This is a genomic window from Pseudomonas sp. HMWF032, assembly GCF_003060885.1.
Taxonomy (GTDB): domain Bacteria; phylum Pseudomonadota; class Gammaproteobacteria; order Pseudomonadales; family Pseudomonadaceae; genus Aquipseudomonas.
On record NZ_QAIG01000004.1, the window covers coordinates 149,019 to 170,343 of the forward strand.

Genomic DNA, 21,325 nt, shown 5'->3' on the forward strand with positions numbered 1-21,325 from the left:
GTTGGCCACCTTTGGCGCATTGTGGCGCGCCGGTAGGCAGCGCTCCGGACATTTTTATTTGCGGATCAGGGCTTTAGTTACGTAAGGAAAAGGTAAAAAGGCGGTAAAGAGGCTTTGCAGGCTGGCTGATAGTGAATATCGTTCACACTCCCAAAGGAAGTGATCGTTGCCATGCCTGATACACAGTTCACCCGCCGTCCCCGCAACCTGTCGCGCCAATGGCTGATCGGCCTTGTGCTGCTCGCCGCGCTGCTCCTCCTGCTCTGGTGGTTTTGGCCCAGCAAAGCGCAGCGTCCGCCCATGGGCCGCGGGCCTTTTGGTGACATGGGACCAGTCCCGGTAAGAGTGGCCGAGGCTACAGCAGGAAACTTTCAGGTTGAACTCAAGGCCCTCGGCACCGTCACGGCCTATAACACTGTTAATGTGCGTGGCCGGGTCGATGGTCAGCTGGTCAAACTGCTGTTCAAGGATGGCCAGCAGGTTAAAGCAGGCGATCTGCTCGCGGTGATCGACCCACGTCCCTATGAAATTGCCCTGCAGCAAGCCCAGGGCGCGCTGCAAGAAAGTCAGGCGCAGCTGCGCAATGCCGAACTGGACCTGGCGCGTTACCGTGGGCTGTATGCAGAAGAGTCGATCGCCAAGCAGACGCTTGATACGCAGGAAGCGCTGGTCAACCAGTACCGTGGCGGAATCAAGAGTCTGCAGGCGAATGTTGCAACTGCACGGCTCAACCTCGATTTCACTCAGGTACGTGCACCGATCAGCGGTCGTCTGGGCATTCGCCAGGCGGATGTCGGTAACCTGGTCGGCTCCGGCGATACCTTGCCGCTGGTGGTGATTACCCAGACCTTGCCCATCGCCGTAACCTTCACCTTGCCAGAAGCCGAGCTACCTGCCGTGGTACAGCAGCTGCGCGCGGGGGAAACCCTGGCCGTTGAGGCCTGGGACCGCAGCGAGAGACTCAAACTGGCCGAAGGCGAACTGGAGAGCGTCGATAACCTGATCGACACCGCGACCGGCACGGTCAAGCTCAAGGCGCGTTTTGCCAACGCCGAGGAAATGCTCTTCCCCAACCAGTTCGTCAATGTACGCCTGCGCGTAAAGACCCTGCAGGACGTCACGTTGATGCCGTCGGCGGCGCTGCAATTCGGTGCCAACGGGACGTTCGTCTACATAGTCGATGCAGAAGACAAGGTGCAGATGACTCCCGTGACCATAGGTGCCAGCAATGGTCAGCTGAATGTGGTCGAGCAAGGCCTCAAGCCCGGCCAACGTTTGGTGCTGGAAGGCACGGATCGACTGCGCTCGGGCAACAAGGTCGAGGTCATCGGCGATCTGCCGGTTGCAGCCCAGGCCCAACCGTCAAGCCCTGAGCGCAAGGGAGCGCCGCGCGCCCAATGAACGCCTCCCGCCTGTTTATCCTGCGCCCGGTCGCCACCACGTTGATCATGCTGGCGATCTTCTTGAGCGGTGTGATCGCTTATCGCCTGCTGCCGGTCTCGGCGCTGCCAGAAGTGGATTACCCGACCATCCGGGTGATGACCCTGTATCCAGGCGCCAGCCCGGACGTGATGACCAGTGCAGTCACCGCGCCGCTGGAACGCCAGTTTGGTCAGATGGCCGGGTTGAAACAGATGTCGTCGACCAGCTCGGGCGGTGCTTCGGTGATCACCCTGCGTTTCAATCTGGACGAGCCGCTGGATGTTGCCGAGCAGGAAGTACAGGCCGCGATCAACGGTGCGAGCAATCTGCTGCCCAATGATCTGCCCGCGCCGCCGGTGTACAACAAGGTCAACCCGGCCGATACCCCGGTGCTGACCCTGGCCATCCGCTCGAAAACCATGCCGCTGCCGCAGGTGTTCGATCTGGTCGATACCCGCCTGGCGCAGAAACTCGCACAAACCAGTGGCGTTGGTCTGGTGACCCTGGCGGGTGGCCAACGTCCTGCTGTGCGCCTGCGGGTCAATCCGGAGGCGCTGGCGTCCTATGGTTTGAACCTCAGCGATGTGCGCACGCTGATCACCGCCAGTAACGTTAACCAGCCCAAGGGCAACTTCGACGGCCCGACCCGCGTGTCGCAGCTGGATGCCAACGACCAGTTGAAGTCCGTCGACGAATACCGCGAACTGATCCTCGGCTACAAGGACGGCGCGGCACTGCGCCTCAAGGATGTCGCCGAGATCGTCGATGGCGCGGAAAACCAGCGCCTGGCGGCCTGGGCCAACCGCAGCGAAGCGGTGCTGGTCAATGTGCAGCGCCAACCCGGTGCCAACGTCATCGATGTGGTCGACAGCATCCAGACGCTGCTGCCCCATCTGACCCAGGGCCTGCCGGCCAGCGTGGAAGTTAGCGTACTGACCGACCGCACCGAAACCATCCGTGCCGCAGTCAAGGGTGTGCAGTATGAATTGTTGCTGGCCATTGCCTTGGTGGTGCTGGTGACCTTCCTGTTTTTGCGCAAGGTGTCGGCGACCATCATCCCCTCCATCGTCGTGCCGCTGTCGCTGATCGGCACCTTCGGCGTGATGTACCTGGCCGGTTTCACCATCAACAACCTGACGCTGATGGCCCTGACCATTGCCACCGGTTTTGTGGTGGACGATGCCATCGTCATGCTGGAGAACATTGCCCGCCATCTGGAGGAGGGCGAAACCCCGCTGAATGCCGCGCTCAAAGGTGCCAAACAGATCGGCTTTACCCTGGTGTCGCTGACCATTTCGCTGATCGCGGTGCTGATTCCGCTGCTCTTTATGGCCGACGTAGTGGGGCGGCTGTTCCGTGAATTCGCCATCACCCTGGCGGTGGCCATCCTGATTTCCCTGGTGGTGTCGCTGACCCTGACACCGATGATGTGCGCACGCCTGCTCAAGGCGGAAAAGCCCGAAGAAGAAGGGCGCTTCTACCGCGCTGCCGGGGCGGTGATCGACAGCATGATTGCGCGTTATGGCGTGTGGCTGACCTGGGTACTCAAGCATCAGCCGCTGACCCTGCTGGTGGCCATCGTCACTCTGGCGCTGACCGTAGTGCTTTACCTCGCCGTGCCCAAGGGCTTTTTCCCGGTGCAGGACACTGGGGTGATCCAGGGGATTTCCGAGGCGCCGCAGTCGATTTCCTTTCGCGCCATGAGCGAGCGCCAACAGCGCCTGGCCGAGGTGATTCTGCAGGACCCGGCCGTGGCCAGCCTGTCGTCCTATATCGGCGTGGACGGTGACAACCCGACGCTCAACAGCGGCCGCCTGCTGATCAACCTGACGCCACGGGCCGAGCGTGATGTCAGCGCCAGCCAGATCATCGAACGGCTGCGCCCGGAACTGGCGCGGATTCCCGGCATTGAGCTGTACCTGCAGCCGGTGCAGGACCTGTCCATCGAGGATCGGGTCAGCCGCACGCAGTTCCAGTTCAGCCTGGAGTCGCCGGATATCCGCCTGCTGGAAGAGTGGGTGCCCAAGCTGGTCAGCGCGCTGCGCGAGCAGCCGGAGCTGACGGACGTGGCCAGCGACCTGCAGAACCGTGGCCTGCAGGTGTTTCTGCAGATTGATCGCGACATGGCCGGGCGTCTCGGCGTCAGCATTGCCGATATCGACAACGCGCTGTACGACGCCTTCGGCCAGCGGCAGATTTCTACCATCTACACCCAGGCCAGCCAGTACCGCGTGGTACTGGAAAGCGAGAACGCCGGCAGCATCGGCCCGGCTGCGCTGCGGCAGATTCACGTCAAGGCCGCCGATGGTCAGCAGGTCGCGCTGTCGACCCTGGCCCAGGTCGAGGAACGCGCCGCCAGCCTGTTGATCAACCATATCGGTCAATTCCCGGCCGCCACGCTGTCATTCAACCTGGCCAGCGGTGTATCGCTGGGCGAGGCGGTGGCGGTGATCGAGCGGATTGAGCAAGAGATCGGTATTCCGCCAGCGGTGCAGACGCGCTTCCAGGGCGCAGCAGAAGCCTTCCGGGCTTCCTTGTCGAGCACCTTGCTGCTGATTCTGGCGGCCATCGTGACCATGTACATCGTGCTCGGCGTGCTCTATGAGAGCTATATCCACCCGATCACCATTCTCTCCACCTTGCCGTCGGCCGGCGTCGGCGCGCTGCTGGCGTTGCTGATCAGCGGCAGCGAGCTGGGGCTGATTGCGATCATCGGCATCATTTTGCTGATCGGCATCGTCAAGAAGAACGCGATCATGATGATCGACTTCGCTCTCGACGCCGAACGCAACCAGGGCATGCAGCCGGAAGCGGCGATCTACCAGGCGGCGCTGCTGCGTTTCCGGCCGATTCTGATGACCACCCTGGCGGCACTGTTTGGCGCCATCCCCTTGATGCTGGCCAGCGGCTCCGGCGCTGAACTGCGCCAGCCCTTGGGCCTGGTGATGGTCGGCGGGTTGCTGCTGAGTCAGATCCTCACGCTGTTCACCACGCCGGTGATCTACCTGTACTTCGATCGCCTGTCGCGGCGGGTCACTGGCCGTAGCGCGGCCGGGCTTGTGGTCAACCCATGAACCTCTCCGGCCCCTTTATCCGTCGTCCGGTGGCCACGCTGCTGCTGAGTCTGGCGATCATGTTGCTCGGCGGCGTCAGCTTTGGTCTGCTGCCAGTGGCGCCGCTACCGCAGATGGACTTTCCCACCATCACTGTGCAGGCCAGCCTGCCGGGAGCCAGCCCGCAGATCATGGCCTCCAGCGTGGCCACGCCCCTGGAGCGCTCGCTCGGGACCATTGCTGGCATCAGTCAGATGAACAGTCGCAGCAGCCAGGGCAGTACGCGGATCATGATCCAGTTCGACCTGGACCGTGATATCAACGCCGCCGCCCGTGAGGTGCAGGCAGCGATCAATGCCTCGCGCGAGTTGCTGCCCAGCGGCATGCGCAGCATGCCTACTTACGCCAAGATCAACCCGTCGCAGGCGCCGATCATGGTGCTGTCGCTGACCAGTGACGTACTGAACAAAGGCCAGCTGTACGACGTGGCCTCGACCATCCTGGCGCAGAAGCTCGCCCAGGTCACCGGCGTCGGTGAAGTGCAGATCGGCGGCAGCTCCTTGCCAGCGGTGCGCGTGGCCCTGGAGCCGCGCCTGCTCGATCACTACGGCATCGCCCTCGATGAAGTGCGCCAGAGCATCAGTGCAGCCAACGCCAAACGGCCCAAAGGCGCGGTGGAGGATGACCAGCGGCACTGGCAGGTGCAGGCCAGCGATCAGCTGGAAAAAGCCGCCGATTACCTGCCGCTGATCATTCGCTACCAGGACGGCGCGGCGGTGCGGCTGGGCGATGTGGCGACCGTCAGCGATGGTGTCGAGGATCGCTACAACAGCGGCTTCTTCAACGATGAGCAGGCGGTGTTGCTGGTGATCAACCGCCAGACCGGGGCCAATATCATCGAAACCATTGCCGGCATTCGCGAGCAGTTGCCGGCTCTGCGTGCGGTGATTCCCGCCAGTATCGACCTGCAAGTGGCCATGGATCGTTCGCCGGTGATCCGCGCCACCTTGCAGGAAGCCGAGCAGACCCTGCTGATTGCCGTGATGCTGGTGATTCTGGTGGTGTTTGCCTTCCTCGGCCGCTGGCGCGCGGCGCTGATCCCGGCGCTGGCGGTGCCGGTGTCGCTGGTCGGCACCTTTGCGGTGATGTACCTGCTGGATTTCTCCCTGAACAACTTGTCACTGATGGCGCTGATCATCGCCACCGGCCTGGTAGTGGATGATGCCATCGTCGTGCTGGAAAACATTTCTCGGCATATCGAAGCCGGCGAAACGCCCATGGCGGCGGCCTTCAAGGGCGCGCGGGAGGTGGGCTTCACCCTGCTGGCGATGAACCTGTCATTGGTCGCGGTGTTTATCTCGATTCTGTTTATGGGCGGTATTGTTGAGCGCCTGTTCCGCGAGTTCTCCCTCACCCTGGCCGTGGCCATCGTCATCTCTCTGCTGGTGTCGCTGACCCTGACGCCCATGCTTTGTGCGCGCTGGCTCAAGGCCGAAGCCATCAAGCATCAACCCACGGCCATACAACGCTGGGGCGGGGGCGTGCAGACGCGTGTATTGGCGTTTTACCAGCGCAGCCTGGACTGGGCGCTGCGGCATTCTCTGCTGATGTTGTTCAGCCTGCTGGCGACCATTGCGCTGAACATCTTCCTGTTTGTCAGCGTGCCAAAAACCTTTATGCCGCAGCAGGACACCGGCCAGTTGATCGGTTTTATCCGGGGCGATGACGGTCTGTCGTTCCAGGTCATGCAACCCAAGCTGGAAATCTACCGCCGCGCGGTGCTCGCCGATCCGGCGGTGGACAGCGTGGCCGGGTTTATCGGCGGCGGGGCCGGTATCAGTAACGCCTTTATGATCGTGCGTCTTAAACCGATCAGCGAGCGCAATGCCAGCTCCCAGGAGGTGATCAACCGCCTGCGTCAATCGGTGCCCAAGATTCCCGGCGGGCGCATGTTCCTGATGCCGGACCAGGATCTACAGATTGGCGGGCGGGAAGGGCGCAGCTCGGAAAACGAATACATGCTGCTGTCGGGCGATCTCGACGAGCTGCGCAAGTGGCTGCCGCCAGTGCGCGAAGCCCTGCGCGCCTTGCCGGAGCTGACCGATATTGACGCCAAGGAGGCTGACGGCACCCAGCAGATCCGCCTAGTGGTCGAGCGCGATCTGGCCAAGCGCCTCGGCGTGGACATGAACATGATCACCGCGGTGCTGAACAACGCCTTCAGCCAGCGCCAGGTGTCGACCATCTATGACAGCCTGAACCAGTACAGCGTGGTCATGGAGATCAATCCGCAGTTTGCCCAATACCCGGAAACTCTTGATCAGATACAGCTGATCACTGCCGATGGCGGGCGCGTGGCACTGTCCAGCTTTGCCCGCTGGGAGCGTAGCCTGGAAGAGGATCGGGTCAACCACCAAGGCCAGTTCGCCGTGGAAAACATCGGCTTTGCCCTGGCCGAAGGGGTCAGCCTCGATCAAGCCAGTCAGGCGATCAACACCGCCATTGCTCGAGTCGGCCTGCCGACTGAGGTACAGGGCGTGCTCGGTGGTACCGGCGGGGCCTTCCAGCAAACCCAGCAGAACCAGCCGTGGATGATCCTGATGGCGCTGGTGGTGGTGTACATCGTTCTTGGCGTGCTCTACGAGAGCTATGTGCACCCGCTGACCATCCTCTCCACCTTGCCCTCGGCCGGAGTGGGCGCATTGCTGGCGTTGCAGCTGATGAGCATCGAGTTCAGCCTGATCTCGCTGTTGGGACTGTTCTTACTGATTGGTATTGTCAAGAAGAACGCCATTCTGATGATCGACCTGGCGCTGCAGTTAGAACGCCAGCAGCACATGAGCCCAGAGGAATCGATCCGCCAGGCCTGCCTGCTGCGCTTCCGTCCAATCATGATGACCACTCTGGCGGCGATTCTCGGCGCGCTGCCGCTGATGCTCGGCAGCGCCGAAGGCTCGGAAATGCGCCAACCGCTGGGCATCACCATTGTTGGCGGGCTGGTGCTGAGCCAGCTGTTGACCTTGTACACCACACCGGTGATCTACCTGTACTTCGACCGCCTGCGCCACCGGGTCAACCGCTGGCGTGGGGTGCGCACTGACGCTGCATTGGAAACCCCATTATGAAAATCCTCGTTGCCTATCGTTTACCCACCTTGCTGGCGTTGAGTCTGGCCCTGAATGCCTGTGCCATCGGCCCGGATTATCAGCGCCCGCAGCTGCAAACCCCGGCGCAGTTCAAACAGATTGATGGCTGGACTCAGGCCCAACCCGGTGATGCGCTGGCGCGTGGCAACTGGTGGCAGTTGTATGGTGATGCCGAGCTGAATGCGTTGGTTGGACGGCTGAATGTCGCCAACCAGAACCTGGCCGCCAGCGAGGCGCAGTATCGCCAGGCCCGCGCCTTGGTCAGTGGTGCACGGGCCGCGTTTTACCCGAGCCTGTCGAGCAGTGCCGGCGTCACCCGCAGCAGCCAGGGCAGCAGCAACAGCGCCAGCAGCAGTATCCGCGGCGTCAGCAAGAACTATGACCTGAGCCTGAATGCCGCCTGGGAGCTGGATGTCTGGGGCAAACTGCGTCGCTCGCTGGAATCCAGCCGCGCCGGTTTCGAGGCCAGTGCCGCCGATCTGGCCGCACTCAAACTCAGCCTGCAGGCAGAACTGGTGCAGAACTATCTGCAACTGCGTGTGCTGGATGATCAGCAGCGCCTACTGGATGCCACCGTCGCCGCCTATGCCCGGTCGCTGAAACTCACGGAAAACCAGTACGACGCCGGCATCGTGCCGAAATCCGACGTCACTCAGGCGCTGACCCAGCTGAAAAGTACTCAAGCTCAGGCCATTGACCTGAAATGGCAACGCGCGCAGCTGGAACATGCGATTGCGGTACTGATCGGCGTACCGCCAACCGAACTGAGTATCGCCGTGCGTGAGCAACTGCCGACGTTGCCGGACATTCCCGTGGCTCTGCCGTCGCGCCTGTTGGAGCGTCGTCCGGATGTCGCCGCTGCCGAGCGTCGGGTGATAGCCGCCAACGCCGAAATCGGCGTAGCTGAAGCCGCCTGGTACCCGGATCTGAGCATTTCCGCCAGCGGTGGCTACCGTGGCAGCAGCTTTGCCGACTGGATCGATCTGCCCAATCGTTTCTGGTCCCTTGGCCCGCAATTGGCGTTGACCCTGTTCGACGGCGGCGCCCGCAGCGCCAAGCTGGAGCGCAGCGAGGCCGTCTACGACCAGACCGTGGCGCAATACCGCCAGTCGGTGCTCGACAGCTTCCGTGAGGTGGAGGACTACCTGGTGCAACTGCGCGTGCTGCAGGACGAGGCCGTTGTGCAGCAGGAGGCCCTGGCTGCCGCGCGCGAGTCCCTGAGTCTGATCGAAAACCAGTACCGTGCCGGCACGGTGGACTTCAACAGTGTGGTCAATGTTCAAGCCACGGCGCTGAGCAACGAGCGCACCACCCTCAGCCTGCTGGGCAATCGCCTGACCACCAGCGTGCAACTGATCGCCGCGCTGGGTGGTGGTTGGCAGGGTGAGTTAGAGGTGCCGGCGCAAGAAGCGCCCTGAGCGTCAGCCACAGGTAACCACCGCATTGACGCTTAAGACCTAGGGGGATGGTTATTGGCGGGATTTGCGGTTAACCGTCTGTGCAGCTTTGAGTATGTCTGCGCCGATATCGGCCTCAAACTGCTGCCAAACCGGTTGCATGGCGGCACGCCAGGCAGCACGTTGTCCGTCACTGAGGGTGATGATCTGGCTGCTGCCGGACGCCTCGATACGCTGACGGTCTGCACGGTTGGCTTCTTCAGACTGGCGATTCACTGCGAAGCTCACCTCATCGATGATCGCTTCCAGCTCGCTGCGAATCTGGTGAGGAATGGAAAACCAGAAACGCTGGTTACTGACCAGCATATAGTCGAGCGCGCCGTGGTTGGTCTCGGTGATAAACGCTTGCTGGGTGTGCAACTGCTGGGTGTAGATATTCGACCAGGCATTCTCGGTACCCTGTACCTTGCCGCTTTTCAGCGCATCGAAGACCTCGGCAAAGGGCATGGCCAGCGGTACCGCTCCGATTTGTTGGAACTGCGCTTCCAACACGCTGGAAGACTGAATGCGGAACTTCATACCCGCCGCATCACTGGGCGCCTGCAGCGCTTTAGTCGCCGAGAGCTGCTTCATACCGTTATGCCAATAGGCCAAACCGATAATGTTGTGCGCCTCCATGGAGCGCAGCAGTTGGCGGCCTTTGGCGCGCTTCTGGAAACGCGTGACCGCATCGAGGTCATCAAATAGAAACGGCAGGTCGAATACCTGGAGTTGTTTGGTGTATTTCTCGAATTTGGCGAGTGAGGGTGCCAGCAGTTGCACCTCGTTATTCGCCAGTGCGTCAAGTTCGTTGGCATCACCAAAAAGGCTGGAGGCTGGGTAAACCTCGACGCTGACCTTTCCTGCCAGGCGCTGATCGACCAGCTGCTTGAACAGTAAAGCGCCCTGGCCCTTGGGCGTGCGCTCATCAGCGACATGGGCAAACTTGATCAGAATGGGTTCCTGTTCTTGAGCGTTGCAGAGGTTGAATGCACTGAATAGCAGGGTGCCAACGGCTATAAGAGCAATCGACTTGAACATAGGGAGTCCTTGGTTGAGGCTGGCGAGTTGTTTTGAATCAGGCGCTATACACAGGTTAAAAGCGTGACGGCTTTTTGCCGGTGCCCCAGGTGATTAGCCTGGGGCGCGCAGAAGGGGCTGGTTAGAGCGGCACGCAGATTACTGCACCAGGCGAGACAGTGGAGTGCGATGGCGCACGTCTTAGACGCTGCCTACGATCTGTTTCGCGTTGGCGCTGCTGCGTTGAAAATAGGCTTGGCAAGCCGCTTGCGGCTAACGCGCTTTAGCGTGAAGTGCGGGGCGTAACGCTCATTTACACCAGTAAATTCCGCTTCCTCACCTGTTTCCGCCTTGTATGGCTCAGGCTTGCGAGATCGTGAACAGGTTCTTAACGCTTGTTGCGGTTAACCGTTTGCGCGGCCTTCATTATGTCGGCACCGATCACGCCTTCGAACTGTTGCCACACCGGCTGCATGGCTTTGCGCCAGGCGTTGCGTTGCTCCTCGTTAAGGGTGATGACCTGAGTGCCGGTGGCTGCGGCGATACGGTCGCGGTCGGCCTGGTTGGCAGCTTCGGCCTGGCGATTCACCTCGTAGGTCACCTCGTCGATGATGCCTTCCAACTGCATGCGGATCTGGTGCGGTATGGCATACCAGAAGCGTGGGTTGCTCACCAGCATGTAATCGAGCACGCCGTGATTGGTCTCGGTGATAAACGGCTGCACGCTATGGAGCTGCTTGCTGTAGATGTTCGACCAGGGGTTTTCTGCGCCCTGCACCTTGCCGTTTTTCAATGCCTCGAAAACCTCGGCAAATGGCATGGCCAAAGGCGTGGCACCGAGCTGGTTGAACTGCGCTTCAAGCACCGAAGAGGGTTGGATGCGGAATTTCAACCCGGCAGCGTCTCCAGGCACCTGCAGTGCCTTGGTTGCCGAAAGTTGTTTCATGCCGTTGTGCCAATAGGCCAGACCGACGATGTTGTGGTCTTCCATGGAGCGCAGCAGCTGGCGGCCCTTGGCGCGTTTCTGGAAGCGATTGACGGCGTCCAGGTCGTCGAAGAGAAAGGGCAGGTCGAACACCTGTAATTGTTTGGTGTATTTCTCAAATTTAGCGAGCGAAGGAGCCAGCAGCTGCACCTCGTTTTTAGCCAGTGCGTCGAGTTCGTTGGCATCACCGTACAGGGTGGAGTTGGGGTAGACCTCAACCTTTACCTTGTCGCCCAGGCGCTCCTCGGCCAGCTTCTTGAACAGGAGTGCGCCTTGGCCTTTGGGGGTGTTGTCTGCCACCACATGGGCGAACTTGATCACGATTAGCCCCTTGTCGGTTGCTGCGTGAACTGTGGTTGCTGCTAGCAGCAGGCTGCTGGCAACGAGGGTGCAGATCGACTTGAACATAGCGGTGTTCCTGATTGTTCTTATGTTGTTTTGTTGACAGCGCTCCAGGAAATTCAAGCAAACTGGCTGGTTTAGGCTGTCAGATTGGCACAGTCGCACGCTGATTACAGTGCGCAGTGCATCGCCTGTATCGCAATGCCTATGCCAGAGTGGCAACTCGCCTGCAGGGCTGTATTGGTGGCAAAACAGCCGTGATGTAGCGCACATCACTTGGCGAAAAATCGCCATTGGCGAATAAAAATCGGCAAATAACTGCTTATTTTGAGTGGCGGTGGCGTTTTATCGCCACCGCCAGGAGGCGGCTTAGCGGAGGGATCAGCGGCGCACGGCGCGCCAGGCAGCCAAGAGGCATAGGGCCAAGAGCACGGCGAGGCTGAGCAGGGTCCAGTGGGTGAATGACAGGCCGAGAATGTTGTAGTCGGTCTGCCCACAAACGCCGGCACTCATAAAGACGCTGGGCAGCCAGTCATGCAGGGGCAGATAAAAAGCGTAGAACGGGAAGGGGGAGCAACTGGAGCTTTCCAGCATACCGGTTTCGATCAACACCAGATGCGTGTTGTCGTACACCGCCATACCTGCCGTGGCCAATAGCAAAGGCCAAAGTGGCAAGGCCAGCCAACGCAGCCCCAGGGCTTCTACCGTCAGAATCAGCAGGCTGACAACGCCACCACACAGCAGCCATAAACGAATTTGAATGCACAGGGTGCAGGGCTCCCAACCGGCCAGATGCTGCAACAACAAGGCACCGCCGAGCATCGCAAAGCAGGCAAGGCTAATCAGGACGAGTAGGGGCTTGAGTGAGGTGAAACGGGGCATCTGAATCTCCGAAAGAGCCTGCGTAGTGGTAAAGGCGGATAGCGTGCCAGGGCATCAGATTGTCGGCACAGGATTAAGTTGCAGCGCAAGGATGATCGCCAGTGAATGGGTAGACAAGTGCAGATTCCAGTGCCGCATGATCATTGCGTGTGCCAGATCGACGCAGTTTGAAAGTCAGAACCGCATCGCGAAGGTCAACGCGTCTGGCTAATGTCTGCCACATCCCTCATGCACAGGTATTCGGCGATGACCTCAACCCATGCTTCAACTGATCTGGCACTCCGTGTTTGCGGCATCAGCAGCGATGCAGCTGAACGTATCTGGCAGGGCGGGCTGGACGCCCATGGTCAGCTACCGGTGCGCCAGGTGGCGCAGGGCATGGCCAATCCCTGCAGACACTGCTTGAATCTGATCACGCCCGGCACCCCCAAACTGATCTTGGCCTACCGTCCCTTTACCCAATTACAGCCCTATGCAGAGGTCGGGCCGATTTTCCTGCATGCCGAGCCCTGTCAACACTATGACCAGGCACAGTTGCCGGCTTGGTTTGCGTTTCTTGAGCCTGCACTGATTAGGGGCTACGACAGTGATGACTGGATTCGTTATGACACCGGCCAGGTGGTGCCAGGTTCCGCGCTGAGTAAGACCTGCCAGCAGATACTCAGTGACCTCAGCGTGGCTTACGTACACATTCGCTCCAAGTTCAACTGTTTCCAGTGCCGAGTTGAGCGCGCCCACGCAGATTAGCTTCGCTGGGGCGTTGTCCCGTGTCTGCAAAGCGATTGCTTGTCACCGCCCGGCAGACGGTATCAACCCGCATAGTCGACGATACAGGCGACTACGAGGGCGTGAACCTCTAGCAACACTCAGTCGTGTCTGCAGATGCTGAACCCAACACTCAACGCTTGAGCAGGGCTGAGTCCAACTGGTTAAAGCACTGCACGATGCGCTCATGGCTGACATCGACAAAGGTCTTCTGTGTCAGGCTGACCAGCACGTTTGGTTTGACACGGCCTGAATGCAATTGACGCTGCATGTAGGCCAATACTTCGGCGTCACTGGCGGGCAGGGGGCTGGTGTGATCCACGGTCTGCATGCTCGTAGGAACGGAATACGGTGGTAGGCAGAATAAGCAGGCAGACATGTCTCAGGCAATATTGATAGCTGCAGTGGCGCGCGAAGGCACGTATTCAGTTTCAATTCAGTCAGCACCGTTATCGTGGGGGGACTTTCTTCCTCGACTGGAACCACGGCATGCCCAACTTCACATTCAAACAAAAGATCGCTGCGGCTATAGCGCTATGCAGCCCACTGTTAACCTCCGGCGCAATGGCCAATCAGCCGCAGATCTTTGGCCTGCACGAACAGGTTTCCTTGCATGATCTGGCTCTGGAGCTGCCTGCCAAACTCGATACCGGGGCCGAAACAGCTTCACTCAGCGCCAAGAATATTCAGGTGTTCAAGCGCGATGGTGGTGAGTGGGTACGCTTTCAGCTGGGCATAAAAGACGCCGAACAGGCGCAGATCGTTGAAAAACCGCTGGCGCGCATGAGCTATATCAAACGCCGCGCCGATGACCGTAAACCTGGCGACAAGCAGCTCTACACCGCCCGTCCGGTGATTGAAATGGGTATCTGCGTAGGCGATGAACTGAAGAATATCGAAGTCAATCTGACCGACCGCAGCGCCTTCGAATACCCGCTATTAATCGGCTCGACAGCTCTGAAGGAATTCAACGCGGCAGTCAGCCCGGGTTTGCGTTACTCGGCCGGGCAGCCGAGTTGTGCTCAGGCCAGTTGAGTGGCGGAGAAGTGGATCGAGTGAAATGTTGCGCGGGGTAAGATCCGCATATGCCGCTGGCGATAGACAGGTAGCGCGCGTCAGCGTCGCTCATCTATCGGTGCGTTCAGCTTTGTGCGCAAAAATGCCAGTGCCCGCTGAAACACCGGGTGGCACTCGTCATGTGGGGGATTCTCGAGTGATGCCCAGTAGAATTCGAACAAATGACCATAGTCATCAACTGTCTGGTGGGACCATCGCTCGGGCAATGCTCTTTCTACCTGGCACAATTGGAACGACCAAACCTGGCCTAGATGCTCGGAATCCCAAACCCCAAGGTCGTTTTCAATCACAGCGTCACTGATGCCTGACTCTTCCGTCAATTCACGCAATGCAGCGACGCCAGGCGTTTCTCCCTTTTTTATGCTGCCCTTTACCAGTTGAACGCCTGCTAGAGGGTGGCGGAACAAAAGGATTTTGTAGGGCCGCGCAGATGAAAGTATCACTGGGCAAGCTTTGTCGGGGGACATGGCAATCCTGACGTCAGAAAATAAGAAAATCATACGCCGTGGCCCACAGCCAGCTGCTCATAGAGCGGTCAGGCAGGCAATGTGAATACCCCAGCATCCACAAGCAGTTGCACCAAATTCTCTGGCCACACCGTTTCTTGTGTGGCTATCAGTGCTTGGGCTGACCACCAGTGATGATCTGCCATGACCTTTCTCTCGTGCGTTGTCCAATGAGCACTGCAAAGAGCTATGGTTGGGGCATGCACAATAAAATACTGCTCCACGGCGATCACTGCTTCGCCGCTGGGCAGCATCAATGAAACCCTTCGGTCGGCCACAGGAGCCGCCACTGTGCTGACTTGAATGCCTGTCTCCTCGTACAGCTCACGTACTGCCGCTGCTTGGAATGTTTCTCCTTGCTCCAAACCACCACCGGGCGTGGCCCAATGGCTTGTACCGGCCAAAGCGTCGTCTGTATGGTGAAATCTGAAAAGAAGGACTTCCCTGGAAGGACTAATGACCAGTAATCGTGCTGCCTTGCGCTCACGCATGTGCCGTTCCCTTGAAAATGCGCGCAGATTAGTGGTGGTTGAGTTGAGCGACAAGCGGGGCGAGAGTCCTTCTACTCGCCTGGCCTGACGCAGCCCACCCAATAAAAAAGCCCCACAGCAAGGAGCAACTGCCGCGGGGCGGGAAAGGGTTGGCCAGGCCAACCTGGGGGGAGAGTCGTTGAGCGAGTCAGGCGTTAGGCTGCCACCCGCCGCCGAGGGCCTTGTAGATGGCGACGATGCCGCGATACAGCTCAACTTCCGCTTGGGCCTGGGCGTCTTCGGCGCTCAGGCGTTCACGTTCGGCGTCGAGCAGCACGAGGAAGTCCACTTCACCTTCGCGGTAGCGCACGCGGGCTTGCTCGGCAGCGGCGCGGCTGGCGTCGGATTGGCGCAGCAGGGCGAGCAGCCGTTGTTGGCGTTTGCCGTAGTCGCTAAAGGCGTTGGCGGATTCCTCCAGGGCCAGTAGCACCTGTTGTTCATAGTTGGCCAGCGCGCCATCGGCTTCGGCTTCAGCACCGCGCAGGCGTGCACGTACGCTGCCCAGATCAAACGCCGCCCAGCTGATAGTCGGTGCCAGGCCCCAGGCTTGCGCTGCTGATGAGCCCAGCTGCGAGCCTCGCCCGGCGGTAAAGCCGAGGAAGCCGGACAGGCTCACCCGAGGAAACAGGTCCGCCGTCGCCACACCGATATTGGCAGTGGCAGCGGCCAGTTGCCGTTCGGCCGCGCGGATATCCGGGCGGCGGCGCAACAACTCGCCGGGGTCGCCCACCGGTAGCGCCTTGGCGATGGCGGGCAGGTCCTGGGCTGAGAGGTCCACGCTTAATTGATCAGGACGTTGACCGAGCAGGGTGGCGATGCGGTGCTTGGCGCGCTGCTGTTCGGCCTGCAATTGCGGCAGGCTGGCTTCGGTGCCAGCCAGGCGCGCGTCGCTGCGCAGTACATCGAGCTGGCTACCGACGCCGGCTTCACGTAGCTGCTCGGTGATGGCGCGGGATTCCTGCTGGTTGCTCAGGTTGTCGCGGGCAATCCGTTCACGCAGTTGCGCGCCGCGCAGGCTGCCGTAAGCATCCACCAGCTCGGCGATCAGGCTGACCTGCAGCTGCTGATAATCCGCTTCGGCCACGTCCAGCTCGGCATCGCTGGCTTCCAGTTGACGCTGGATGCGGCCAAACAGGTCCAGTTCCCAGAGCATGTCCAGACCCAGGTCATAACGCTCGCCGCGCACGCGCTGCTCGGTGACGCCGGGTTGCTGGGCTTTGCCGAATTCACCGCTGGCGCGGCTGGTGACGGTCGGCAACTGATCGTTGCCGAGGTCATCACGAATGGCCTGGGCCGCCCGCAGGCGGGCAAAGGCCACGCGCAGCTGACGGTTTTCCTCGAGTGATTGTTGCACCAGTTGGTTGAGTGCCGGGTCGTCGAACTGCTGCCACCAGCTGGTTTCAAAGCGCGAGCGGTCGTAGCTACTGCTTTGCGCGCTTTTCAGCTTGGCATCTGCGGTTTGCGGGGCCTGGTAGTCCGGGCCGACGGCGCAGGCAGTCAGCGCCAGGGTCAACAGGCTGAGGGCCAGCGGCTTGGCATTAAGGGACTTCATGCCTGCACCTCCTGCAAACGCGCGGCTTTCTGTGCTTCGCGTTTCTCCACGAACCCGCGAATCAACACATAGAACACCGGGGTCAGCAGCAGGCCGAAGAAGGTCACGCCGAGCATGCCGCTGAATACTGCGACGCCCATGGCATGGCGCATTTCCGCGCCGGCGCCGGAAGACAGCACCAACGGCACCACACCCATGATGAAGGCGAAGCTGGTCATCAGAATCGGTCGCAGACGCAAGCGGCAGGCTTCCAGCACCGCGCTGACGCGGTCCATGCCTTCTTCCTGTTTTTCCTTGGCGAATTCGACGATCAGGATGGCGTTCTTACAGGCCAATCCCACCAGTACGATCAAGCCAATCTGGGTGAAAATGTTGTTGTCGCCACCGGCCAGGATCACCCCAGTGATAGCCGACAGCAGGGTCATCGGCACGATCAGGATCACCGCCAGCGGCAGGCTCCAGCTTTCGTACTGAGCGGCCAGCACCAGGAAGGCCAGCAGCACGCAGAGCGGGAAGACGAAGATCGCGCTGTTACCAGCCAGAATTTGCTGGTAGGTCAGGTCGGTCCATTCGAAGCTCATGCCGTTGGGCAGTCCTTCCTTGAGCAGCTTGGCCATCGCCGCTTCGGCCTGGCCGGAGCTGTAACCGGGGGCTGCCGCGCCGTTGATTTCGGCGGTGAGGAAGCCGTTGTAGTGCATCACCCGATCCGGACCCGAGCTGGCGCTGACTTTAAGGAATGCCGACAGCGGCACCATTTCGCCCCGGTTGTTGCGCACCTTGAGCTGGCCAATCTGCTCCGGCTCCAGGCGGAACTGTTGCTCGGCCTGCACGTTGACCTGGTAGGTCCGGCCAAAACGGTTGAAGTCGTTGGCGTACAACGAGCCCAGGTAGATCTGCATGGTGTCGAAGATGTCGCTGATCGCCACGCCGTGGGTCTTGGCTTTTTCGCGGTCGATGGCGGCATCGATCTGCGGCACATTCACCTGGTAGCTGGTGAACACCGACATCGGGTCCAGCTCCGGCAGCGCACGGGCCTTGGCGATAACGTTCTGGGTTTGCACGTACAGTTCGTCATAGCCCAGGTTGCCACGATCCTGCACCTGCAGGCGGAAGCCGCCGATAGTACCCAGGCCCTGCACCGGTGGTGGCGGGAAGATGGCGATATAGGCGTCCTGAATCTCGCTGAACTGGGCGTTCAGCTCGGCCGCAATCGCCGTGGCGCTCATCGACGGATCGCTGCGCTCATCAAAGGGCTTCAGCGGGGTGAAGACGATGCCGCTGTTCGGGCTGTTGGTGAAGCCGTTGATCGACAGGCCGGGGAAGGCCACGGTGTTTTCCACACCGGGGTGTTTACCGGCGATTTCCGACATTTTCTTGATCACATCTTCGGTGCGGTCCAGGGTCGCGGCATCCGGCAGTTGGGCGAAGGCCACCAGGTACTGTTTGTCCTGCGCCGGGACGAAACCGCTCGGTGTGGTGGCAAAGCCCAGGTAGGTCAGCCCCATCAAACCGGCGTAGACGAACAGGGCGATGCCGCTGCCGCGCAAGACGCGTTTCACCGTACCGACATAACCGTGGCTGGCGCGGTCAAACAGGCGGTTGAATGGGTTGAACAACCAGCCGCCAAACAGTTTGTCGAGCACCTTGGAGAAGCGGTCCTTCGGCGCGTCGTGGCTTTTCAGCAGCACGGCCGCCAGGGCAGGGGACAGGGTCAGTGAGTTGAAGGCCGAGATCACCGTGGAGATGGCGATGGTCAGCGCGAACTGCTGGTAGAACTGACCGGTAAGCCCGGAAATAAACGCCGTGGGGATAAACACCGCGCACAGCACCAAGGCCGTGGCCACGATCGGCCCTGTGACTTCCTTCATTGCCTGCTTGGTGGCCTCTACCGGGGTTTTGCCCAAGCCGATATTCCGTTCAACGTTTTCCACCACCACGATGGCGTCGTCCACCACGATACCGATGGCCAGCACCAGACCGAACAGCGACAACGCGTTGAGCGAGAAGCCGAACATGTGCATCACGGCGAAGGTGCCGATCAACGACACCGGCACGGCGGCCAGCGGGATGATCGACGCGCGCCAGGTTTGCAGGAACAGGATCACCACCAGCACCACCAGGATGATGGCCTCGAGCAGGGTATGCACCACCGCTTCAATGGAGCCACGCACGAAGATGGTCGGGTCATAGACGATTTCGTAGTCCACGCCCTGCGGGAAGTTCTGTTTCAACTCAGCCATGCGGGCGCGCACCGCATCGGAAATCTCGATGGCGTTGGAGCCGGGACGCTGGAACACCGGGATGGCAACCGCCGGCTTGTTGTTGAGCAAGGAGCGCAGGGCGTACTGGCTGGAACCCAGTTCAATGCGTGCGATGTCTTTCAAACGGGTGATTTCACCGTTTTCACCGGCGCGAATGATGATGTTCTCAAACTCTTCCTCGCTGACCAGACGGCCTTGGGTGTTGATCGACAGCTGGAAGCTGTTGCCAGCGTCAGAGGGCGGGGCACCGAGCGAGCCGGCCGCGACCTGGCGGTTCTGCTCACGAATGGCATTGACCACGTCACTGGCGGCCAGGCCCCGTGACGCGACCTTGTTCGGATCGAGCCACACGCGCAGCGAGTAGTTGCCCAGGCCGAACAGCTGCACATCACCCACGCCATCCAGGCGCGCCAGCTCGTCCTTGACGTTGAGCGCAGCATAGTTGGACAGATACAGCATGTCGTAGCGGTCGTCCGGCGAGGTCAGGTGCACGACCATGGTCAGGTCGGGCGAAGCCTTGTCGACGGTCACGCCAAGGCGCTGCACTTCGGTGGGCAGGGTCGGCATGGTCCGCGTCACGCGGTTCTGCACCTGCACCTGGGCTTTGTCCAGATCGGTGCCGAGGGCGAAGGTCAGGGTCAGGGTCATCTTGCCGTCGGCCGTGCCCTGGGACGACATATAGAGCATGCCTTCCACCCCGGTGATCGCCTGTTCCAGCGGTGAGGCAACGGTTTCACCAATCACCTTGGGGTTGGCACCGGGGAAGGTGGCGCGCACCACCACGGTGGGCGGCACCACTTCCGGGTATTCGCTGATCGGCAACTGGAACAGCGAGATGGCCCCGCCAATCAGGATCAACAGTGATAGCACAGCGGCGAAAATCGGCCGCTGAATAAAGAATTGCGAGAAGTTCATCAGAAAGTCCTCGGACGCCGGTGCGCCAGGCCCTAACGGCCACGCGCGCCCTACGAATCAGGTTGTCGGGTAGGGGGCGCAGTGCGCCCCAGGCGTCATGTCAGCCGCGAGGCTTGCCGTTGTGGGTGTCCTGTTTGGCGACCCGTGGCGCATCGCGCTCATCGACTGACTGACGCAAGCGCAGCAGTTGGACGAGGGTGGCCTCGTCGGCCATCGGCACGCTCTGCGGATCAACCGTGGAACCGGGGAAGGCACGTTGCAGGCCGTTGACCACGATTTTCTCGCCCTTGGCCAAGCCCTGACGCACGATACGCAGGCCTTCCAGTTTCGGTCCCAGTTCAATGGCGCGGTATTGCACGGCGTTGTCCTTGTCGAGCACCAAAACGAACTTCTTGCCCAGGTCAGTGCCGACCGCTTCATCCTTGATCAGCGCGGCCGCGTACTGACCGCTGCCAACCAGCTTCAGGCGTGCGTACAGGCCCGGCGTGAAGCGGCCATCACGGTTATCGAACACCGCACGGCCACGGATGGTGCCGGTCTGCGGGTTAACCTGGTTGTCGAGAAAATCCAGTTCACCCAGGTGCGGGTGGCCGTCTTCGCTGGACAGGCCCAGGTACACCGGGCTGGCATCACGCGCCTGACCGCCGACCAGACGCGCCAGTTCGACGTATTTGAGGAATACGCGCTCATCGGCATCAAAGTAGGCGTACACCTTGTCGGTGCTGACCAGCGTGGTCAGCAGGCTCTGACCGGCATTCACCAGGTTGCCTTCGGTGATTTCCGCGCGGCTGACGCGGCCATCAATTGGCGCGGTAACGCGGGTGAAGCTCAGGTTAAGACGGGCGTTATCCAGTTCCGCCTGGATGCCAGCCACCGCCGCTTTGGCTTCTGCCGCGGCGCTGGCGCGGGCATCAGCCAGTTCGGCAGAGATGGCGTTGCTCTGGCGCAGGCGCTCGCCGCGATTGGCTTCACTTTGCGTGCGCGCCTGGCTGGCACGGGCCTGTTGCAGCTGAGCTTCGAAACGCTTGACTTCGGCCTGGAACGGCCGCGGATCGATCTGGAACAGCAGGTCACCTTTCTTCACCAGGCTGCCTTCGGCAAAGGCAACGCGATCAACGAAACCGGATACACGTGGACGGATCTCGACCGATTCAGGCGCTTCCAGGCGCCCGGTGAATTCATCCCATTCGTTGATCGGTTGTTCGATGACTTCTGCCACGCTGACTTTTGCGGCCGGCATCTGCTGTGCGGTTTCCGGTGATTTTCCGCATGCACTCAAGACCAGCACTGCGGCAAGGGCCAAGGGGAAATGCCAGCGATTGTTATTGGACTGTTCCATGTGTGTATCCGCCCAAGGGTGTTGTGATGGGGCGGAGTCTGCTGCGCGCTCTGGCGTGGAACGAATCGAATGCCGCGAAGGTGACTATCATCGT

The 21,325-nt window shown here is 60.6% G+C and carries 15 protein-coding genes; 6 read left to right on the forward strand and 9 right to left on the reverse strand.

Annotated elements, in window-relative coordinates; genetic code table 11:
• Window positions 1-171 precede the first annotated feature (171 nt).
• From DBR00_RS02325 to DBR00_RS02340, 4 genes are read left to right on the forward strand one after another with little or no spacing between them, the layout of a single operon-like run.
• Window positions 172-1,401, forward strand: a complete 1,230-nt coding sequence (locus tag DBR00_RS02325) for an MdtA/MuxA family multidrug efflux RND transporter periplasmic adaptor subunit (RefSeq protein WP_108488981.1) — start codon at window positions 172-174, stop codon at window positions 1,399-1,401.
• Entirely contained in the window at window positions 1,398-4,496 is a 3,099-nt protein-coding gene (locus DBR00_RS02330; RefSeq protein ID WP_108488980.1) for an MdtB/MuxB family multidrug efflux RND transporter permease subunit, read from the forward strand. Before DBR00_RS02325 ends, DBR00_RS02330 begins: the two co-directional genes overlap by 4 nt.
• Window positions 4,493-7,600 (forward strand): efflux RND transporter permease subunit, encoded by a 3,108-nt coding sequence (locus tag DBR00_RS02335; RefSeq protein WP_108488979.1) that lies wholly within the window; start codon window positions 4,493-4,495, stop codon window positions 7,598-7,600. Before DBR00_RS02330 ends, DBR00_RS02335 begins: the two co-directional genes overlap by 4 nt.
• Entirely contained in the window at window positions 7,597-9,039 is a 1,443-nt protein-coding gene (locus DBR00_RS02340; RefSeq protein WP_108488978.1) for an efflux transporter outer membrane subunit, read from the forward strand. Before DBR00_RS02335 ends, DBR00_RS02340 begins: the two co-directional genes overlap by 4 nt.
• 51 nt (window positions 9,040-9,090) lie before the next feature.
• Here the strand turns inward: DBR00_RS02340 and DBR00_RS02345 are convergent, their stop codons facing one another.
• The 3 genes from DBR00_RS02345 to DBR00_RS02355 all read right to left on the reverse strand — a co-directional run bounded on the left by DBR00_RS02345 (window position 9,091) and on the right by DBR00_RS02355 (window position 12,286).
• On the reverse strand, window positions 9,091-10,098 hold the full coding sequence (locus tag DBR00_RS02345) for a DctP family TRAP transporter solute-binding subunit (RefSeq protein ID WP_108488977.1): 1,008 nt from the start codon (window positions 10,096-10,098) through the stop codon (window positions 9,091-9,093).
• A 367-nt stretch (window positions 10,099-10,465) separates the two neighbouring features.
• Window positions 10,466-11,470: a TRAP transporter substrate-binding protein gene (locus tag DBR00_RS02350; RefSeq protein WP_108488976.1), complete on the reverse strand. Its 1,005-nt coding sequence runs from the start codon at window positions 11,468-11,470 to the stop codon at window positions 10,466-10,468.
• A 315-nt stretch (window positions 11,471-11,785) separates the two neighbouring features.
• Window positions 11,786-12,286 (reverse strand): disulfide bond formation protein B, encoded by a 501-nt coding sequence (locus DBR00_RS02355; protein ID WP_108488975.1) that lies wholly within the window; start codon window positions 12,284-12,286, stop codon window positions 11,786-11,788.
• A gap of 246 nt (window positions 12,287-12,532) precedes the next feature.
• Here DBR00_RS02355 and DBR00_RS02360 point away from each other — a divergent pair, with 246 nt between their 5' ends.
• On the forward strand, window positions 12,533-13,033 hold the full coding sequence (locus tag DBR00_RS02360; protein ID WP_108488974.1) for a DUF1203 domain-containing protein: 501 nt from the start codon (window positions 12,533-12,535) through the stop codon (window positions 13,031-13,033).
• 151 nt (window positions 13,034-13,184) lie between these two features.
• Here DBR00_RS02360 and DBR00_RS02365 read toward each other — a convergent pair whose 3' ends face one another.
• Window positions 13,185-13,373, reverse strand: a complete 189-nt coding sequence (locus DBR00_RS02365; RefSeq protein ID WP_177479876.1) for a hypothetical protein — start codon at window positions 13,371-13,373, stop codon at window positions 13,185-13,187.
• Window positions 13,374-13,540: 167 nt separating this feature from the next.
• Between DBR00_RS02365 and DBR00_RS02370 the strand changes: the two genes are divergently transcribed.
• On the forward strand, window positions 13,541-14,086 hold the full coding sequence (locus DBR00_RS02370) for an ATP-dependent zinc protease (protein ID WP_177479878.1): 546 nt from the start codon (window positions 13,541-13,543) through the stop codon (window positions 14,084-14,086).
• 80 nt (window positions 14,087-14,166) lie between these two features.
• Here DBR00_RS02370 and DBR00_RS02375 read toward each other — a convergent pair whose 3' ends face one another.
• From DBR00_RS02375 to mexE, 5 genes are all read right to left on the reverse strand, one after another.
• Window positions 14,167-14,595: an NUDIX domain-containing protein gene (locus tag DBR00_RS02375; RefSeq protein WP_108489004.1), complete on the reverse strand. Its 429-nt coding sequence runs from the start codon at window positions 14,593-14,595 to the stop codon at window positions 14,167-14,169.
• Window positions 14,596-14,663: 68 nt separating this feature from the next.
• The gene (locus tag DBR00_RS02380; RefSeq protein ID WP_108488972.1) at window positions 14,664-15,125 is read right to left on the reverse strand and encodes an NUDIX hydrolase; all 462 of its coding nucleotides are present in this window, start codon (window positions 15,123-15,125) and stop codon (window positions 14,664-14,666) included.
• Window positions 15,126-15,312: 187 nt separating this feature from the next.
• Window positions 15,313-16,716: an efflux transporter outer membrane subunit gene (locus DBR00_RS02385; RefSeq protein WP_108488971.1), complete on the reverse strand. Its 1,404-nt coding sequence runs from the start codon at window positions 16,714-16,716 to the stop codon at window positions 15,313-15,315.
• Window positions 16,713-19,892 (reverse strand): efflux RND transporter permease subunit, encoded by a 3,180-nt coding sequence (locus DBR00_RS02390; protein ID WP_108488970.1) that lies wholly within the window; start codon window positions 19,890-19,892, stop codon window positions 16,713-16,715. The genes DBR00_RS02385 and DBR00_RS02390 overlap by 4 nt, the downstream gene beginning before the upstream one ends.
• Before the next feature lie 100 nt (window positions 19,893-19,992).
• Complete coding sequence (gene mexE, locus DBR00_RS02395) at window positions 19,993-21,231, reverse strand: multidrug efflux RND transporter periplasmic adaptor subunit MexE (RefSeq protein WP_108488969.1); 1,239 nt, start codon at window positions 21,229-21,231, stop codon at window positions 19,993-19,995.
• Between the last annotated feature and the right edge of the window lie 94 nt (window positions 21,232-21,325).

Coding starts and splice junctions, on each gene's coding strand:
- DBR00_RS02350 (WP_108488976.1), bottom strand. CDS start 11,470: ATGTTCAAGTCGATCTGCACCCTCGTTGCCAGCAGCCTGCTGCTAGCA.
- DBR00_RS02370 (WP_177479878.1), top strand. CDS start 13,541: ATGCCCAACTTCACATTCAAACAAAAGATCGCTGCGGCTATAGCGCTA.
- DBR00_RS02345 (WP_108488977.1), bottom strand. CDS start 10,098: ATGTTCAAGTCGATTGCTCTTATAGCCGTTGGCACCCTGCTATTCAGT.
- DBR00_RS02385 (WP_108488971.1), bottom strand. CDS start 16,716: ATGAAGTCCCTTAATGCCAAGCCGCTGGCCCTCAGCCTGTTGACCCTG.
- DBR00_RS02335 (WP_108488979.1), top strand. CDS start 4,493: ATGAACCTCTCCGGCCCCTTTATCCGTCGTCCGGTGGCCACGCTGCTG.
- DBR00_RS02330 (WP_108488980.1), top strand. CDS start 1,398: ATGAACGCCTCCCGCCTGTTTATCCTGCGCCCGGTCGCCACCACGTTG.
- DBR00_RS02340 (WP_108488978.1), top strand. CDS start 7,597: ATGAAAATCCTCGTTGCCTATCGTTTACCCACCTTGCTGGCGTTGAGT.
- DBR00_RS02390 (WP_108488970.1), bottom strand. CDS start 19,892: ATGAACTTCTCGCAATTCTTTATTCAGCGGCCGATTTTCGCCGCTGTG.
- DBR00_RS02380 (WP_108488972.1), bottom strand. CDS start 15,125: ATGCGTGAGCGCAAGGCAGCACGATTACTGGTCATTAGTCCTTCCAGG.
- DBR00_RS02375 (WP_108489004.1), bottom strand. CDS start 14,595: ATGTCCCCCGACAAAGCTTGCCCAGTGATACTTTCATCTGCGCGGCCC.
- mexE (WP_108488969.1), bottom strand. CDS start 21,231: ATGGAACAGTCCAATAACAATCGCTGGCATTTCCCCTTGGCCCTTGCC.
- DBR00_RS02355 (WP_108488975.1), bottom strand. CDS start 12,286: ATGCCCCGTTTCACCTCACTCAAGCCCCTACTCGTCCTGATTAGCCTT.
- DBR00_RS02360 (WP_108488974.1), top strand. CDS start 12,533: ATGACCTCAACCCATGCTTCAACTGATCTGGCACTCCGTGTTTGCGGC.
- DBR00_RS02325 (WP_108488981.1), top strand. CDS start 172: ATGCCTGATACACAGTTCACCCGCCGTCCCCGCAACCTGTCGCGCCAA.